This window comes from Lysinibacillus sp. NPDC093692 (assembly GCF_050280125.1).
Lineage (GTDB): Bacteria > Bacillota > Bacilli > Bacillales_A > Planococcaceae > Lysinibacillus.
The window spans coordinates 74,679-91,051 of record NZ_JBNNUW010000017.1 but is presented as its reverse complement, the minus strand read 5'-3'; the positions used below and the strand labels follow the sequence as shown (position 1 = coordinate 91,051).

Here is a 16,373-nt window from a genome sequence, read left to right as displayed (position 1 = left end):
TGATAGTTAAACCTATTTTTTCTGTGATGGGAAAAATAGGTTTATTGATTATAGAAGTTGTAGTATCGTATGTTTTAGGTCATAACGTATATAGAATGTTAAAGGATGGGAAAATGTACACAATTGGGCAAGTAGCTAATTTTTTAGGTGTATCTAGAGATACCTTGAAATTTTATGAGGAAAAGGATTTAGTAAAGCCAAAGCAAAATATTGAGAATGGGTATAGAAAATATAGTCATTTTGATATTTATGACATTACAACAGTAAATTTCTATCGAGAAATTGATATTGAAATTAAAAAAATCCAGGAATTAAGAAAGAGTAAGAGTATCGATGGAATTCAGTCATTATTAGAAGAAAAAGAACAAGAGGTTTTACTGGAAATAGAATATAAAAAACTGCTATTGAAAAAGATTCAAATAGTAAAAGAAGATTGTAAGAAAATCAAACAATTTTTAGGAGAATACATAGTTAAGGAAATGAAACCTTTAGCACTAAAGGGAGAGATTGAACATTTTACTGCGTATGAAGAATATGACGCTTTAAAAAAGAATGCAGACAGCTTAAAAAAAGCAGTTACACTTACATCTTTAAGAAGAGTCATCCAATTCAACGAAGAAGGTATTTTAGAAGATAAGTTTATAATTGTACGAAAAGTGGAAGGCCTAGATGAAGAAATTGAAGGCAAAATTCTATCTCATCCAACATGTATTTATACAATTATTGAAGATGGAAGATGGTCAACTGGTGGGAAAAATATTGATCAACACGTGGAAGCGAATTTAAGAAAGTTTGCAATAGAAGAAGGGTATGAACTATTGGGGCAAGTTTATATAAATCTATTACTGACTACTTATGAAGATGGATTGGAACGGGTGTTTTTAGAGATTTATGCACCGATCAAGTGATCCTTATTGTATTTCCGCCCATTTGCTAAAGAGGCGAACGTTATTCAACTTAATTTCAAGTAGGAAGAGCCATTTATTTAGGGGTTCTTCCTTTTTTTTGAATTTAATACTTGAAAACTTGACAGTCATAGTGTGCTATTCAACTAGTACACTATGAAGCGAAGCAAGGCTTTTTTAGATTAATTCATTTATAGACGATTCGAGATGTTCGAATAAGGGTGCTGGCAATAATAGCTTTACAATACTAGAAATATTTAATGAATTGAAAAGGAGATTTTAATGAAAAGATTTACTTTATATGTAGTAATGGCATTCACAATTGTGGTCATGTATGCTTGTTCACACGATACAATGCCTAAAGAAAGCAATAAAGAAAGTAAGGAAAATACCGCTAGCAATGTACCTGTTAAAATTCCAGACGATCTATTTGTTTCTACTAAAAAGAATGAAACTATTAGTGAAGATGAAATGAAAGCAAGTATAAAAAAGTATATGGATTATAGTCATGTAATCGATAAAGAAATGCAAACAATCGTTTATAAATATGAGGTTGCGAATGAATCAGATCGGGAAAAATTAAAAAAATTAATGGATGAAGGAAAAAAGAATGATGCGAATTTCAATGATTTTTTAAGTAATAATACGATCCCTGAAGATTATAAAGAACCTTCAAAGACAATTTACGAATTTGTTTCATCCATCAGGGAAACTTTAACTCAATTTGAAGAGGAAATTGTTGGAGCGGTTGAAAATGGTAGTTTGACAGAGATATCAGATTTTGCTTCAGAGCATTTTTCTAAAGCGAATGGAAGGCAGCAATTAAAAATTGAAAAGTTTTTAGACGAGAAAAATATAAAAACTACATATTTTGATGAATAGAAAGAATATATTTTTTACCCTTCATTGTTTTTGAAGGGTATTTTTTTCGTCGAATTATTTGGTGGTAAAAGTATTGACCTGTGAGCAACCCCTAGGTTTAAGCTAAAGATATTCTAGTTTGAAGCGGGGAATATGCATGAATAAAGAAAAGAAACTAAAAAAACCAGTAGCCAGTTTTATTCTACTAACCAATATCATTTTTTTGCCACTTTTTTGTATTGTAGGAGTCATCAGCATGATGGAACTCCCTAAATGGATTTTTGATGTCATGCTCTGTGTATCAGCTTGGTCCTCAACGTTTGCTTTTGTACTATTATTCAAAAAAATCTATCCTGGACAGAGTATAATTCGATTTGTAAAAGATAAATTTAACAGTAAACTTAAATTTTCTGTGATTCTAACCGTGGTTATGATTCAAGCATTGATATTTTTGATCATATTGTTTCTCGTATCGAAAAATAGTGAAGTAGACTCTATTATTACTATCTCATCTTCGTGGATGCTGATTTATTTCTTTTTTAGAAACCTTTTTGCAGGGCCACTAGGAGAAGAACTTGGATGGAGAGGTTTTGCTCAAATTGAGCTTCAAAAGAGGCATACCCCTTTAATGGCTTCAATTATTATAGGGTTTTGGTGGGGGATGTGGCATCTACCAATATGGTTTACATCAGGGCTTATGGGACTAGATTTAATCAAATATATTCTATTTTTTATGATCGCACTCATTTCCATAAAAATCGTCATGACAGCATTTTATAACTTAAATAAGAATCTAGTCATCCCAATCATAATCCATCAATTATTTAATTTTTTTATAGGGCTAATAAACGGAAACTTACTAGATTTAATCATGTATAACGCCATTTTATATTTTGTTGTAGCGGTTTTTTTCATCATTATTAATCCAAAGAATGTACTGTATGGACAGAAAGAGACAAACTTTAGACTCCAACCCCTAAAGGGACAAGGTGACTAATAGCGGTGGGATTCCCGAGTAACTTCGGCACGAGTGGCCACCTTCAAATCGAGAACGAAGGTGGCTTTTCGCATGTTATATGCGGTAGTTGTGGCATTGAGTTGGGGAGGTAGCTGACCGACAAAATTCTATAAAATCAAAATTTTCTGTTGATTTCTAGTAAAGGGTTATGGCACACTGTAGAAGTGAATTATATTCCAATTTTTTCCTATGAAAGGGGATGTTATTAATGACAACTTATATCATATTGGTGGTTTTAACTTAACCGAATATCGAGCATAGTGAATGCCAATCTTTTATTATAGCTTGGCATAAGAGCAAGCGGGAATATCACCCGTGTTTTTTTGCTATGCCGTAAACAGTAACCTTTCGTGAATACTGCTGTTAGCGGGATACGATGAAAGTCGTATTCCTTTTTAATTATAGTCGACTTCTGGCTATTCTCCGCGAAACAGCAGCTTCTTAGGAGGCTGCTTGTTCGCGGTATTTTTATGCCCAAAAACAATTTTAATTTTTTGGAGAGGGGCGGTTCATTGATTGATTTGAAACAATACGGCTATATCGCAGTCGAAACATCGCCGATAGGTTTAATACCTGGAAGGGTTACGGAACTACAGCGAGACCAATATACCGTCATCACTGAACAAGGAGAAGTGACGGCTGTATTGAAGGGCACTTTCTACCATACTGCGGTGACTCGGGAGGATTTTCCATGCGTTGGCGATTTTGTATTTCTGCAATTCAACGAAAATGGTGCTTCACGCATTGCCAATTTGCTGCCTCGCCGCTCGAAATTTTCCCGCGCTGACTATTCGGGACATGCAGCAGGGTATGTCAAAACTATACTGGAGCAAGTCGTAGCAACGAATTTTGATTACGTATTTATCGTGTCATCCCTAAACTGGGATTTCAAAGTCAGCCGCATCATGCGCTATCTGACACAAGCACGACAGAGCAGCAGCCAGCCAGTCGTAATCTTAACAAAAGCTGACCTTGTGCCGGATTTCAGCGTACTGTTAGCTGAAGTTCAAAAAGCCGCTCCTGATGTCCCAGTACACGCAGTTTCCAGCCATACTGGGAGTGGTTTAGACGAGTTGAGTGAATATTTGCGACCAGGAAAAACCGTTGTATTACTCGGCATGTCCGGTGTGGGAAAATCCTCGTTACTAAACGCCTTAATGAATCAGGAAGTGATGACTGTCAAGGCTATCCGAGAGGCAGACAGTCGGGGCCGGCACACAACAGCGCATCGTCAGCTTTTTATGCTTCCGTCCGGTGCGATGGTTATTGATACGCCTGGTATGCGTGAACTTGGGCTGTTCGGTGCGGACGACGGGATCAGTGCAGGATTTAACGATGTGGAGGAATTATTCAAACAGTGTCGTTTTAATGACTGCCGCCATCAGACGGAGCCGGGCTGCGCTGTTCTTGCTGCCCTTGCTGATGGATCATTGGCAACAGAGCAATGGGAGCGTTACCTTGTACAGATGCGGGAAAACAGGTTTGTAGATGATAAATCGAGGTATCTCATCAATAAACGGGCGTGGCAAAAGTCTATTGCCATGCGACAAAAGGGGAAAAAGGGAGGATACAAGAAATGAACAAATGTGATGAACAGGTTGTAAAGCCCGAAATACTGGCGCTTGTTTTGAGTAAAATGCTAGGCAAGACGATAATCCGCGCAGATTATCAACTTAAAGAGTTGCAAGGTGGGACAATAGGGGTTGTTCGCCTTGTAACAGGTATAGCTGAAACTTCTGAAGGTGAAAGTCTGCCGTATAAGATGATTTGGAAAACACAGAAAAAATTTGAGCGTTATAGTGATCCGGATTCATGGCGTAGGGAATACGACCTCTATGCATCGGATTTCAAAAAGGTTTTCTTCGATTCGTTCCGTTGGCCGGAGTGTTATCACACCGAAATAAATGGCGATGAGATTCAACTGTGGATGGAATATATTGATGGTGTGTCAGGCTTAGATCTAACCGTGGAAATGTATGAACGTATAGCCGAAGAATTGGGGAGATTTCAAGGCAGGTTGTATACTGAACGACCAAACGTATTGCATAATTTGCCCAATTTAAGCAAGGTTGAGTATACGAAGAACTACTATCTGCATTATCGGTCATGGAATGTTTTGTATGATTATATACGCTCAGATGACTGTGAAATCCCGAAGCATCTATGTAAAATGCTCATAGACATAGATAACAATGCGGACGAAATATTCAGTCGAATTGAAAAGCTACCAATAGTGCTTTGCCACAGAGATTTTTGGGTGGCAAACATATTCTATTCGGACAGTAAAATTGTACTTATCGATTGGGATACCGCCGGATGGGGGCACATGGGTGAGGATATCGCGAGTTTAATAACTGATGAAGCGGACGTCAGTCATATGATTGAATACTACCAAAAATGCATTCCAGCATATTACAGAGGTTTTTCGGAATATGCGGATATGTCCAATGTATCCGATCATTGTATCTATGAACTAATCCTTGTTATGTTCGGGTACAGGCTTGTGGAGTGGTATAAATTCGCTACGTCTCCCGAAGATAAATCAATGCACCTTAGTACTTTGCAAAAAATCTATGAGATGAGAAATATGTAGAAAATATAACTATTGTGTATTAGATGTATACAACTGGATGAAAGTCTGTGAATTGAGATGTAATTCAATTTACGGAGGTATTCGTATTATATAGTTCAATCAGATTTTTCTGGTTGAACTTTTTTTATTTAGATTTAATCTATCAGTAGCCAGGGGTAGAACTTACGGGACGTGGACATTGATCCTATTAAAGGGCTTTATTGTGTGTTAAAGGGAAAGAGTAGGGTCTAATCATAATAATAAGCATATTATAACTTCAAGATTTTTATTTTCACAAAGGAGGAAACGAATGATGTCAATTGTTCAAGTAACAACAAAGGAAGAATTAAGAGAACACTTAAAAACTAAAAAGATCGTGTTAATAAATTTTTGGGCTGAGTGGTGTGGCCCATGTAAAATGTTCAAAGGGGTGCTTAAAGAACTGAATGAAAAATTCAGTGGTAAGGTGAAAATTATACGGGTGAATGTTGAAAAAAGCCCAGATATTGCAGCAGAATATAAGGTAATGGGAATTCCTCATTCTCGATTGATTATTCATAATAAATTACGTGAACCAATTATTGGATATGTGCCATTTGAACAACTAAAGCAAATGATTGGAGTATGATTTGTTAAACAGCAGTACAACTTTTGGATGAACATCTAAAAATAAAAATTAACGTGGTGAATGTTTTACGATAATAATCATCAAGCCAGACAAGCAAAATAGATTACTCTTCTTGCTTGTTTGACTTGATTTCTAAATATAATGAGAAACTAATTGCAACGAACATTATCGTAGAAAATATAATCGAAAACGTGGCAGTATAGTAGATGGATGTAATCAATATACTCCGAAAAATATTATATATTCATAAACAAAAATAGGTTTCACATAATCAGGAATACCATAATAATTTTAATTAAAATGAGTGGTAGTATATATGTTATAAACTTCCAAAAGGAATAATGGTGGAGTAAATGTGTATTCCAATAGCGTGTATGAAGTCTTTTCGAATTCCGGGAAGATGGCGCTTGTATCATTAAAAGTACCGTAAAAAAACAGGGGGATATACATAAATGTTTGTTAGTCAAATATGATTTTTTTAATCAGTTTTGATTATATACCAGCTCGTGTTATAATGAGTAACTTAAGGTAATTAAGACGTTCCTTATAACTGAACGGATGCCATGAGAGCCTCCGCATAGAGATAAAATATAGAGGTGTAAAAGATTGAATAAAAAATGGACGATTGAAAAAATTAAAGAATTTGTTGAGACTAATTCGGAAAGTAAGTTGCTAACGACTGAATATCACGGTTTTTCTCAAAAGTTATTATTAAAATGTGCGTGTGGTAGCAAGTTTGAAAAAACATTTACAAAGTTTAAAAATAAACATCAACGTAAATGTGACGTTTGCCAACCGCCAAAAGAATCACGCTAATCAATATAAACGAAGTGTTTAAATGAACTAGCTAATGTTTATAGCTGCAAAGAATATTTTAAAAGTGAGTAGGAGAACAAACATGATAGAGATCAAAACATCTCCATTAAGTGATGGAGAATTCAATAGAGGGGTATTTGCAACGTGTGATATCAAAAAAGGACAGCTTTTGCACGAAGCCCCTGTCATTTCATACCCAAATGAACAACATGAATACATTGAGCAAACATTACTCGCTGATTACGCATTTGAGTACGGGATCGGCCGAACTGCTATCTTGCTTGGGTACGGTATGTTGTTTAACCATTCTTATGAACCTAATGCAACTTATGAGATTAATTTTAAAAACCAAACTTTTGACTTCTTTGCTTATACGGACATTAAAGCCGGAGATGAAATTTTAATCAATTATAATGGCGACGTTGATGATAAAGAGCTACTGTGGTTTGATCAGGAAAAAGAAGATTAAAATAAATCAGGGCGTTAATCCGAGAAGGATTGACGCTTTTATTTTGAAGTTATTGAGTTTATTAGCCAGTCAGGTAAGGAGTTATACTTTAATAAGAGGGTAACTAGAAAGAGATTTTTGGGCGATTGGTAATCCAAATTTCCACCTATTTTCTTCAAACTATTGAAGAGTAAGGAGAGTTGATACCAATGACTATTTTTGAAGCAATTATGGTTGCTATAAGTTACTCCACACTTATAGTTTCAGTAATTGCCTTGTCATTTACTTTTCTTCTCATGTTGCTGGTTAGAAGGATTGGTCCGTAATAAGTCAACTCATACTGCAGGTGTCGTCCTTACTCCAAAACCTTTAATCAATTATGTGCCGGTTCAAAAGGGGAATGTTGGAGTATATTTAACCAATGGGCAATGAATGAAGTTGAAGGAGAGGAAGTCCTCAAAATGGCTTTCTTATAACTTACAAATCTGAGAATTTGATAAGACAGGTTCTAACTCTTCAGCATTTTTCCTCATGGGAATGGGTTCTTGATGGTAGTTTGGTTTATTAGCAGAGTCACATTTTTATCAAACTTTATTAAAGAGTTCATAAGAATTGCTAATAGCTCATCTTTTCTCTCGTAATCTTCGTGTTTTACCATTGCAATCATTGCTTTTTGATCTTCAGTCATATAATCCCTAATAAAAATTATTACATGGAGAAACAGTAATCCCTAATATTACATGCCAGAGGGTTTAAATTGAATAGAAAAATAACAAAAAGCATGCTTTTTTATGAGAATGAAGTGACCCCTAAAAGTTAGGTACGGTTATTTCATTAGGCAGCGTTTAGGGTATGGGTTCGATATGTATCGGACTCATGCCTTTTAATTTTGCCTTAATCCTTTGTTTTCAAATCCTGTCAGTATTAGCTTTGGTAATTTTATGAAATATTTAATGATGAAATGAAGATAAAATCAATCTTTCTGCAATTTCAAATTCGCAAACCATTAATAAGTTTTTAATTTATTCCGTCCTGCTATGCAATACTACAATCTAATTTGTCTTTAAACCTCTATATCAATTAAAGATTTAAAAAATAAAAAAATTTCCAAAAATAGAAGGAGTTTCAAGATGAGTGTATAATATGTAATATTATAGAAAATAAAGAATTAATAGGATGTTAGATTGTGAATTACTTCTTTTAAACTTTTTAATTGTACCTTTTCGAAATTTAAGTTTCCAATCCTTTAAACAAACGATGTGATAAATAGGTTTTTTGTGTAAATATTCTTACTTGATGCTTTTAGCCAAAGGTGAAGTAACAGCTGATAAATCACATCTTGAATATAGGATTATTAAATAACAAACCTAAAGGAAGCCTAAAAAATACACTGAAAGGAGGTGATTTATATGCAATGGAATTATTAAAAGTAGCCTAAAAAATACACTGAAAGGAGGGTGATTTATATGCAATGGAATTATTAAAAGCAGATTAAAAATACATTGAAAGGAGGTAATTTATATGCAATGGAATTATTAATACTTAGTAAAGAAAAATGTAATTCAACTTATTAATTATTACGGTTGTACATGCTAACAATTATGATTACAAAAAGACAGGGCTATTCCCTGTCTTTTTATAATGTTAAAACAGGTGATAATATGATAAATGCTTTTAGAGCTTTAAAGATTACGATTCATTTTTAATTAAAAAATTCAACTGTTATTCGTCCTCTATATGCTAGATTTAAAAATACCCAATTTGAAGAAGTATATAATTACGAAAATGATATTTACAAATTTTTAAACACGATATTTAATAATTCTTAAAATAATATTAATTCAGAAAATACGCTTCCATTTTTTGTATGTATAAGTTACACTTACATTACAAAAAAATTTACTGATATTACCATAAAAAGATGTAGGAGGAACCGCTATGACAAAAACTGAATTACAGTATAATCCCTTGGATCCGGAAACATTAAATAACCCATATCCGATCTACCATCAACTTCGTGAAAATTCCCCGGTTTTCTGGCATGAAGGTATGAAATCTTGGGTTCTAACCAGATATGAAGATTGTAGAGAAGTTCTTCGTAATCACGAATTGTTTGCTAGGGATTTGCGACGTATTGGTGTTGAAATTCCTGATATAAAAAATAACCTTCAAACTTTAGATCCGCCCGCGAATATGCCGTTACGTAATCTAATGATAAAAGCTTTTAATTCTCAGGATATTGAAAGTATTAGACGCAGAGTTCATGATTTAATTGAGGATATTTACAAAAAACAAGCGTCTAATAAAGAATTTGATTTTATGAAAGAAGTTTCAGCTCCGCTTTCATTAAGTTTAACGTGTATTTTGCTAGGCATAGAAGAACCAGACTTAGAATCTATTGTAGAAATATCTGATGCTATTGCTTATCAGATGGACTCCGGATTAGTACCAGAGAATGCGGAACTCGGTAATTCAGCAAGAAAAAAACTCAACGAATTTGTTGAAGGATGGCTGGCAGCAGAAGAACAGCCTGGAATTTTATCTTATATAAGAAAAAATAGTCAGAAAGCTAATGTACCAGAACATTATGTGCGTAATACTACAGGCACAATGTTTACTGCAAGCTTTGGTACGTTATATGCATCTTTTGGTAATGCTCTACTTGTACTGTTAGAACACCCAGATATTCTTGATCAATTTAAAAATCAAGAGTTACTTGACTCTGGAGTTGATGAATTAATTAGATATGATGGACCAGCAACTGGAACAAGTCGTTTTGCAGTTGAGGAAACTAAAATTGGGGATACTATCATTAAGCCTGGTGAGATCGTTTTAACTTTACTTGCTGCTGCTAATAGAGATCCTGAAGTATATCCCGACCCAGATAGAATTATTCTTAATCGTTCTGCAAAACCAAATCTTGGTTTCGGTTGGGGTCCGCATTCTTGTGTAGGGACTTTGTTTGGTAAACTAGCAATTCAACAATTAATAGTATGTTTACTCGAATCGCATAGACGTTTAGAACTGGTATCGGAACCTAAGCGACGCAATACGGCTACTGTACGTTGTATAGATGTATTACCTGTTTCATTTAATTAATTCTCTTATACACTGAATGGTTATTTTATTAAAAGTAGTGATAGTATTATTTACAATCACTTATATGAAGCATGTAGTCAGACCGGGCATTCATCTTCTATGCTCGGTCTATTTGTATATAAAAATGGCTTTGACAAAGTATATGGATAATCTTTGGGGGAGTAATATATTTTAGTTATTCGATGAAACACTGTAATTAAAATGAATGAGGGAACAGTTTCAAAAGCGCATGATAATATCGATATCGAGTAACTCTCATTTCAATTTTGGAGTGAGGAATGTGTTTGCTATAAGTTTTTCATCGCTTATAGTTTCAGTAATTGCATTGTCGTTTACTTTTACACAAAAAAAGTAAACCGCCCTTGCCTCCCAAGCATGTGAGTCGGTTTACTTGATCAATTTGCAAATCGCCTTTGAAGCGATGCGTCTTATATATTTTATATACATCTTCAATATTAATTATAACACGCAGATTCACAAGAATATAACTAATTCGACAGGCGGAAAACAGAAATCTAGATAGTTGTCTGCTTTATGTAGCTGTTTTATTGTTAGAGATGATTGGAAGCTAATGGGCATATTATTTCCAAGCTAGCAGATATAATGGTTTTTACTCACATAATAAAATTTGACGTAAAAACGATTGTTTTTTAGCAACACAGCGATCAGATATAACAAAACCTGCGTCTTCTATCAAGTCATCAATTGTTTCAATTGTAACGACAACTACTTTATCGGCAATGCGTCGAGCATGTTGTAGAATATTAAATTGATCCTCGGTTGAAATATGCGTAAATAAGTTATAAGGTAAATCAATTATCGCGACATCATAATGTTCCTTAACCTCGGAGATTGGACCTAATGTAATGTTGCCTGTTAACCCAAAATAAGTAATGTTTTTTCTGGAGCCTTGACAAACATTGTAATTAATATCTCGCCCTTCAATATTAATTCCCATAGAAAGGGCTTCAATTACTACTGTCCCTATACCACAACAAGGATCAATCGCACGAATATTTTGAGGCTGAGGAACTGCGATATTTGCAACAGTACGAGCTACTCTAGTACTAAGTGCCGTTGAATAACTGTGTGGCTTGTGTAAATGATTATGCCAAATGGATTCACTCTTCATATGCTTTCCAAAATACCATCTTCCATCTATTAAAATAAGACCAAATACTACTTCAGGCTCATTTAGTTCTGGTTCGCCATCGATGCATAATCCTACTTCGCGTTCTATTAATCGACGCTCTGGCAGATGAATTTTCTTCTCTTCACCTATATCCATACTATTTAAACAAACAACTTTATAAGTTGCTTCCTTTACTTTTAAATCCTTCACCAATGTCTTGATGTTTTCTATACTGTTATCTTCAAATAGTACTTCAAGTCTGTCCTGCATAAATGGGCTACGGCTTGGATCAATTTTAATAGGGCTTATTATATAGTTTGATTGGGAATCAAGATTAAAAAATGAACGCATCTCCATTCTGCACAGATCGTATTCATCAACATGATGTACATATGTGTATATAAATTTACTGTTATTTTGTTCGTTACTCAATTGATTATCATCCTTTTAAGTTGTTGTTCACTTGATTTCACTAATGTTCATAAAAAACAAATGAAGTTGTTATTTGGTAATCGTATCATAGGTGTCTCTATCAAGCCACTCAATATCAATATTGATTCGCAATTATGACGAGGCATAATTAATTAGAGAGAATAGTGGAAATAATTTGTAAGAAAAAATAATATAAAATTAGACATTTATTTTGAGTAGGTCGGATTTAATAACCACAACAACAGGAGGGTGTTAAATGATTGTAAAAGAAGACATTTTAAATAGAAAGGGAGCTAGAAAGGCTAGCGATATCCCGAGTGAAGTTTTAATGTTGTTGAATCAAGGGAAAATAGAGAGTGTTAATTTAACGGAATGGCAAGCTGTTCACCATATTACTTTAGTAAAAAATGTGCTACCGTCAATTGGGCTAGAGGAAAAATTAGAATTTATACTAACGGAGATAGAGAAGCAAAAAGTAGAAAGGGGCATGAAGGCTATACGTTTAATAGGGAGTTTATTAGATACAGTCATGATGGGTGAAAGTGAGACAAAAAAAGAGGAGCTAATCAAAATATGTTCCACTCATGTATCTGATAGTGTCCGATGTTGGGCAGCGTTTATGAATAAAAACAACGATCATTCTTTAGAAGAGCAATTATTGTATATCCGTTCTTTCGCAGCAGATCATCATTTTGGTGTCCGTGAAATTGCTTGGATGTCAATTAGGGAGAATCTTTCAGCTAATATTGAGAGTAGTGTCGATTTGTTAACGGAATGGGCGAAAAGTGAAGATGAAAACATTCGTAGGTTTAGTTTAGAATCAATCCGTCCTCGCGGGGTATGGACAAAGCATATTGAAAGATTAAAAGAAGAGCCGCAAATCGCACTTCCTATTCTACAGTTACTTAAATCAGATCCGTCAAAGTATGTTCAAGATTCTGTTGGCAACTGGTTAAATGATGCTAGTAAAACTCAACCAGAGTGGGTAGAAAACCTTTGTGAAGAATGGCAAAAAGCATCTCCAACTAAAGCGACTGAGAGAGTCATTAAAAAGGCTCAAAGAACAATCGAAAAAACATAAGGATGATGTTCAACGACGGTAAAGCCAACAAACCATCCTTTAAACAATAGCCACACATCATGAATAATATTTATTGATTAAGGGAGCTAATCCAAAATGGATTGAACTCCCTTTTTATTGTAGTTAATTACTTACAGGAGCAGAGTTGAGGATTAAATGATGCGTTTTCAATAAAGAAATAATGAATTTTGATATTTTTTTATTGAAAAGCGATAAATAGTGTTTTAAAATCAAACGTACATTAAATAAGCGAGGTGCTTTTTATGAAACGAGGTTCAACACTCTTTTTAAAAATAGCTGTTTTTCTTATGGGAGCTCCTGTTCTTGCTTTGGGTATATTTGGCTTATCTTGGTTAGCTAATAATCTAGCAAATCCAGATTACTGGTATATACTATATCCTGGTATAATTATTATGTATGTATCAGTAATACCGTATTTCATGGCGTTATATCAGGCTTTCCTACTTCTAAGCTACATTGATAAGAACAAAGCGTTCTCTAATATTTCTGTAAGAGCTTTAAAGAAAATAAAATACTGTGCACTCACAATTAGTGCCTTATATGTGGTAATGATGCCATTTGTTTATCTTGCAGCAGAGACAGATGATGCTCCAGGTCTCATAATTATCGGAATGGTCCCTATCTTCGCTTCAATGATAATCGCAGTCTTTTCTGCTGTTCTTCAAAAGCTTTTAAAAGAAGCCATCGATCTAAAATTAGAAAATGATTTAATGATTTGAGGTGTTCAATTTGTCAATAATAATCAATATTGATGTGATGTTGGCCAAAAGGAAAATGAGTGTGACAGAACTTTCGGAGAGAGTTGGAATAACAATGGCTAATCTTTCTATATTGAAGAATGGAAAGGCAAAAGCGATTCGATTCTCAACTTTAGAGGCGATTTGTAAGGCTTTAGAATGTCAGCCTGGAGATATTTTAGAATACAAAAGTGACAAAGACGTTTAAGCAATAGCCAACAAATTCTTTACAAATGAGGGCGTAATTGAGCTAGAAACCTTTTCTTTATCTCGTAAAGATTAAATAGTTTTGAAGAAAAAATTGATTTCGTATTGGTTATTAAATAGGGGGATACCAATACGAAATAGCACTTAAATATGAATCCATGTTTCGTGTCCAAACTTGACCTTCATTTCCCCAATAAGCAGAGAAACATTAGGACTCACCAATTTTGGTTAGTCCTAATGTTATGAGAACAAAAATTTAGACTCTTAGCGAGCCGCGGAAGCCCCTTGCGGCATAGTAAGAATCTGCACCATTGTGGTACACAAAAACAGTGTCGTAGCGATAATCGCAAAAGATGGCCCCGCCGAGCTTTCTAATATTAGCAGGTGTTTGCACCCAGCTCGACGTTTTCATATCGAAATTGTCAAGTTTCTGCAGCTCTCGGTATTGTTCTTCCGTTAAAAGTTCAATGCCCATGGCAGTCGCCATATCAATAGCGCTATTTTCTGGTTTGTGCTTTTTCCTTGACTCCAGTGCTTCACGGTCGTAACAAACACTTCTGCGACCTTTAGGGCTTTCCGCTGAACAATCATAAAAAATGTATTCGCCCGTCTTTTCATCATGGCCAACAACATCCGGTTCACCGCCCGTTCCTTCCATTTCATTAAGTGACCACAGTTTTTCAGTATTAGCTTCGAGCTTAGCTTGTACTTCAGTCCATTCAAAATCTTTATGGCGGTTCATATTTTTCTCAAAACGCGCTTTCAAAGTTCTGAGTAGTTCCTCACGTTGTTCTAGTAACAACTCTTTATTTTCATTTGTCATATTAGTTTCCTCCTAATTGTTATTACTCATAATTGGACAGAACTGCTCAGGTAGTTCAATAAAAATTCTATTTCTCTTATGATAGAGTTCTCCATTTAACATGAAGTATTCGGCTTGATATAAAATACGAATCATTTCCTTTATTTCATCCCTAGTTTGAATAATTGTATCGTTTTCGTTTGGGAAAATCGATATGGCACCACTGTCATTTTCAATATCAACAATTAAATCGTCTAGAAAAATCGAAAGTGGTAGGTTGAATGCTTCAAATGTCTCGTCTAAATTAGCAGCCATCATTTCAGCAAAGCTTCGGGTTGGCCAAACAAGAAGTACAAATGGATAGCCGTCTTCGTCTTCGAATAATAACATGTCGCCATTTTCGTCACGTAGTAATCATACTTATTCATCCGTTGCTACCATCCCATAAAAATAGGCAAGTCGCTTTTCTGCAGGACGCTATAAAATAAATCGTTTAATTAGTTTCATATAGGCCATTCCTTTAAAGTATCATCCTAAAAAAGATATCAAAAAAAATATAAAATTACTATATATAATTTTTCTAAATGTTGTTAAATGTATAATCCGTACTCTACTAACCAGCGCATTGAATAGTAACAATTTTTGAAAAAACAGTCATTAATATAGCCTCTGGTCTTGGATTTAAGGTAGCCGAACTTAATATTTATGGTAGGATAAAGATAAAAAGGGGTTTTATCCCACGTTGTTTACACTCTCAGAAAACGATGCCTGGATTGTATTAAAATCGTTTTAAATACAATAATCCATATGCCAAAGTGTGTAGGCGGTTTGAGCCGTCTTTACTAAGTATATGGATAATCAAACTCACAGCGCCTGTGCATTATTGGAGGTATGAAAAATTATGCCAATATGGAATGATTTTATAAATGTCGCAATTCCCAATGCAGGAAGCGGTAAATGGTTTCAAATCATAAATAATTCAAAGCAGTATTGTGTTGAAATAAAAAACGAAGAACTCTTGATTTCTAGGTATCGTGAAAAACACTGTTTACAATATGACTATTTAGATTTAAAAATAATCGGCACAGATTATGGAGAATGGGGAGGAGAGTTAAAAGTCGTTTCTCCAGATTCGACAGAAATAGTATTAAAAAAGTGTAACGTTAAATCAATCTTTGAATATGAAGGGAATCTATATTTTCTTGAAGGGTTAGAACACCTGTATTTGAATACAGGCTATTTACACCAGCTGATTTACGATGGTATTCACTTTTCTATTAGAGAGTGTCTTGATTTAAAAGAGTGTCCAATTGCTTTTCATATATTCAATAATCAACTGTATGTAATATCTAGCGTAAATTTATTTACGTTATCTGTTGAAAATGGATCATTTAAAAAGAATATAATATTCAATAATTTTCCATTCAATGCGTTTGTGCCGAACTCACTTATTGTCTATAAAGGGAATTTTATTATAGGGATGAGAGGAGGATTAGGGAGAATAGATTATGAGAATATTAAAAATGTGCAGTATATGCAATTGAAAAAAATTTGATTTTCAATTTTTCATTTTGATGAGCCATTTTCAGCAATGAAAAATGTCCAAGATTGGAG

The 16,373-nt window shown here is 34.4% G+C and carries 16 protein-coding genes and 1 pseudogene; 14 read left to right on the top strand and 3 right to left on the bottom strand.

Annotation, left to right across the window (positions count from 1 at the left end):
- The first annotated feature begins 113 nt into the window (after nucleotides 1–113).
- The 10 genes from ACQKN4_RS17505 (at nucleotide 114) to ACQKN4_RS17460 (ending at nucleotide 10,347) form a co-directional block, all read left to right on the top strand.
- Nucleotides 114–908: a MerR family transcriptional regulator gene (locus ACQKN4_RS17505; RefSeq protein ID WP_427484345.1), complete on the top strand. Its 795-nt coding sequence runs from the start codon at nucleotides 114–116 to the stop codon at nucleotides 906–908.
- Nucleotides 909–1,187: 279 nt separating this feature from the next.
- Nucleotides 1,188–1,787 carry an NDxxF motif lipoprotein gene (locus ACQKN4_RS17500; protein ID WP_427484325.1) on the top strand — a complete coding sequence of 200 codons (600 nt, stop codon included), beginning with the start codon at nucleotides 1,188–1,190 and terminating at the stop codon, nucleotides 1,785–1,787.
- A gap of 136 nt (nucleotides 1,788–1,923) precedes the next feature.
- Nucleotides 1,924–2,763: a CPBP family intramembrane glutamic endopeptidase gene (locus ACQKN4_RS17495; protein WP_427484324.1), complete on the top strand. Its 840-nt coding sequence runs from the start codon at nucleotides 1,924–1,926 to the stop codon at nucleotides 2,761–2,763.
- Nucleotides 2,764–3,254: 491 nt separating this feature from the next.
- Nucleotides 3,255–4,364 carry a ribosome small subunit-dependent GTPase A gene (gene rsgA, locus ACQKN4_RS17490; RefSeq protein ID WP_427484323.1) on the top strand — a complete coding sequence of 370 codons (1,110 nt, stop codon included), beginning with the start codon at nucleotides 3,255–3,257 and terminating at the stop codon, nucleotides 4,362–4,364.
- The gene (locus ACQKN4_RS17485; RefSeq protein WP_427484322.1) at nucleotides 4,361–5,377 is read left to right on the top strand and encodes an aminoglycoside phosphotransferase family protein; all 1,017 of its coding nucleotides are present in this window, start codon (nucleotides 4,361–4,363) and stop codon (nucleotides 5,375–5,377) included. The genes rsgA and ACQKN4_RS17485 overlap by 4 nt, the downstream gene beginning before the upstream one ends.
- Nucleotides 5,378–5,666: 289 nt before the next feature.
- On the top strand, nucleotides 5,667–5,984 hold the full coding sequence (locus ACQKN4_RS17480) for a thioredoxin family protein (RefSeq protein WP_079560893.1): 318 nt from the start codon (nucleotides 5,667–5,669) through the stop codon (nucleotides 5,982–5,984).
- Nucleotides 5,985–6,590: 606 nt separating this feature from the next.
- The gene (locus ACQKN4_RS17475; RefSeq protein WP_197143105.1) at nucleotides 6,591–6,800 is read left to right on the top strand and encodes a hypothetical protein; all 210 of its coding nucleotides are present in this window, start codon (nucleotides 6,591–6,593) and stop codon (nucleotides 6,798–6,800) included.
- Nucleotides 6,801–6,882: 82 nt separating this feature from the next.
- Nucleotides 6,883–7,269 (top strand): SET domain-containing protein, encoded by a 387-nt coding sequence (locus tag ACQKN4_RS17470; protein ID WP_079560895.1) that lies wholly within the window; start codon nucleotides 6,883–6,885, stop codon nucleotides 7,267–7,269.
- Between the two features lie 249 nt (nucleotides 7,270–7,518).
- Nucleotides 7,519–7,680, top strand: a complete 162-nt coding sequence (locus tag ACQKN4_RS17465) for a hypothetical protein (RefSeq protein ID WP_427484321.1) — start codon at nucleotides 7,519–7,521, stop codon at nucleotides 7,678–7,680.
- 1,506 nt (nucleotides 7,681–9,186) lie between these two features.
- Nucleotides 9,187–10,347, top strand: coding sequence for a cytochrome P450 (locus tag ACQKN4_RS17460; protein ID WP_427484320.1), 1,161 nt, complete (start codon nucleotides 9,187–9,189; stop codon nucleotides 10,345–10,347).
- Between the two features lie 610 nt (nucleotides 10,348–10,957).
- Here ACQKN4_RS17460 and ACQKN4_RS17455 read toward each other — a convergent pair.
- Nucleotides 10,958–11,911, bottom strand: a complete 954-nt coding sequence (locus ACQKN4_RS17455) for a TRM11 family SAM-dependent methyltransferase (protein ID WP_427484319.1) — start codon at nucleotides 11,909–11,911, stop codon at nucleotides 10,958–10,960.
- Nucleotides 11,912–12,167: 256 nt separating this feature from the next.
- Between ACQKN4_RS17455 and ACQKN4_RS17450 the strand changes: the two genes are divergently transcribed.
- The 3 genes from ACQKN4_RS17450 to ACQKN4_RS17440 all read left to right on the top strand — a co-directional run bounded on the left by ACQKN4_RS17450 (nucleotide 12,168) and on the right by ACQKN4_RS17440 (nucleotide 13,958).
- The gene (locus ACQKN4_RS17450) at nucleotides 12,168–12,992 is read left to right on the top strand and encodes a DNA alkylation repair protein (protein WP_427484318.1); all 825 of its coding nucleotides are present in this window, start codon (nucleotides 12,168–12,170) and stop codon (nucleotides 12,990–12,992) included.
- A 263-nt stretch (nucleotides 12,993–13,255) separates the two neighbouring features.
- Nucleotides 13,256–13,732, top strand: a complete 477-nt coding sequence (locus tag ACQKN4_RS17445) for a DUF2975 domain-containing protein (protein WP_079560899.1) — start codon at nucleotides 13,256–13,258, stop codon at nucleotides 13,730–13,732.
- Between the two features lie 10 nt (nucleotides 13,733–13,742).
- Complete coding sequence (locus ACQKN4_RS17440; protein ID WP_079560900.1) at nucleotides 13,743–13,958, top strand: helix-turn-helix domain-containing protein; 216 nt, start codon at nucleotides 13,743–13,745, stop codon at nucleotides 13,956–13,958.
- A 255-nt stretch (nucleotides 13,959–14,213) separates the two neighbouring features.
- On the opposite strand, the gene ACQKN4_RS17435 is transcribed toward ACQKN4_RS17440, so the two are convergent.
- The gene (locus ACQKN4_RS17435; RefSeq protein ID WP_427484317.1) at nucleotides 14,214–14,780 is read right to left on the bottom strand and encodes a DUF4256 domain-containing protein; all 567 of its coding nucleotides are present in this window, start codon (nucleotides 14,778–14,780) and stop codon (nucleotides 14,214–14,216) included.
- A 12-nt stretch (nucleotides 14,781–14,792) separates the two neighbouring features.
- Nucleotides 14,793–15,158 (bottom strand): annotated as a pseudogene (locus tag ACQKN4_RS17430) (DUF2750 domain-containing protein); the annotation flags it as partial.
- A 502-nt stretch (nucleotides 15,159–15,660) separates the two neighbouring features.
- Between ACQKN4_RS17430 and ACQKN4_RS17425 the strand changes: the two are divergent.
- Nucleotides 15,661–16,314, top strand: a complete 654-nt coding sequence (locus tag ACQKN4_RS17425; protein ID WP_427484316.1) for a hypothetical protein — start codon at nucleotides 15,661–15,663, stop codon at nucleotides 16,312–16,314.
- The last annotated feature ends 59 nt before the right edge of the window (nucleotides 16,315–16,373 follow it).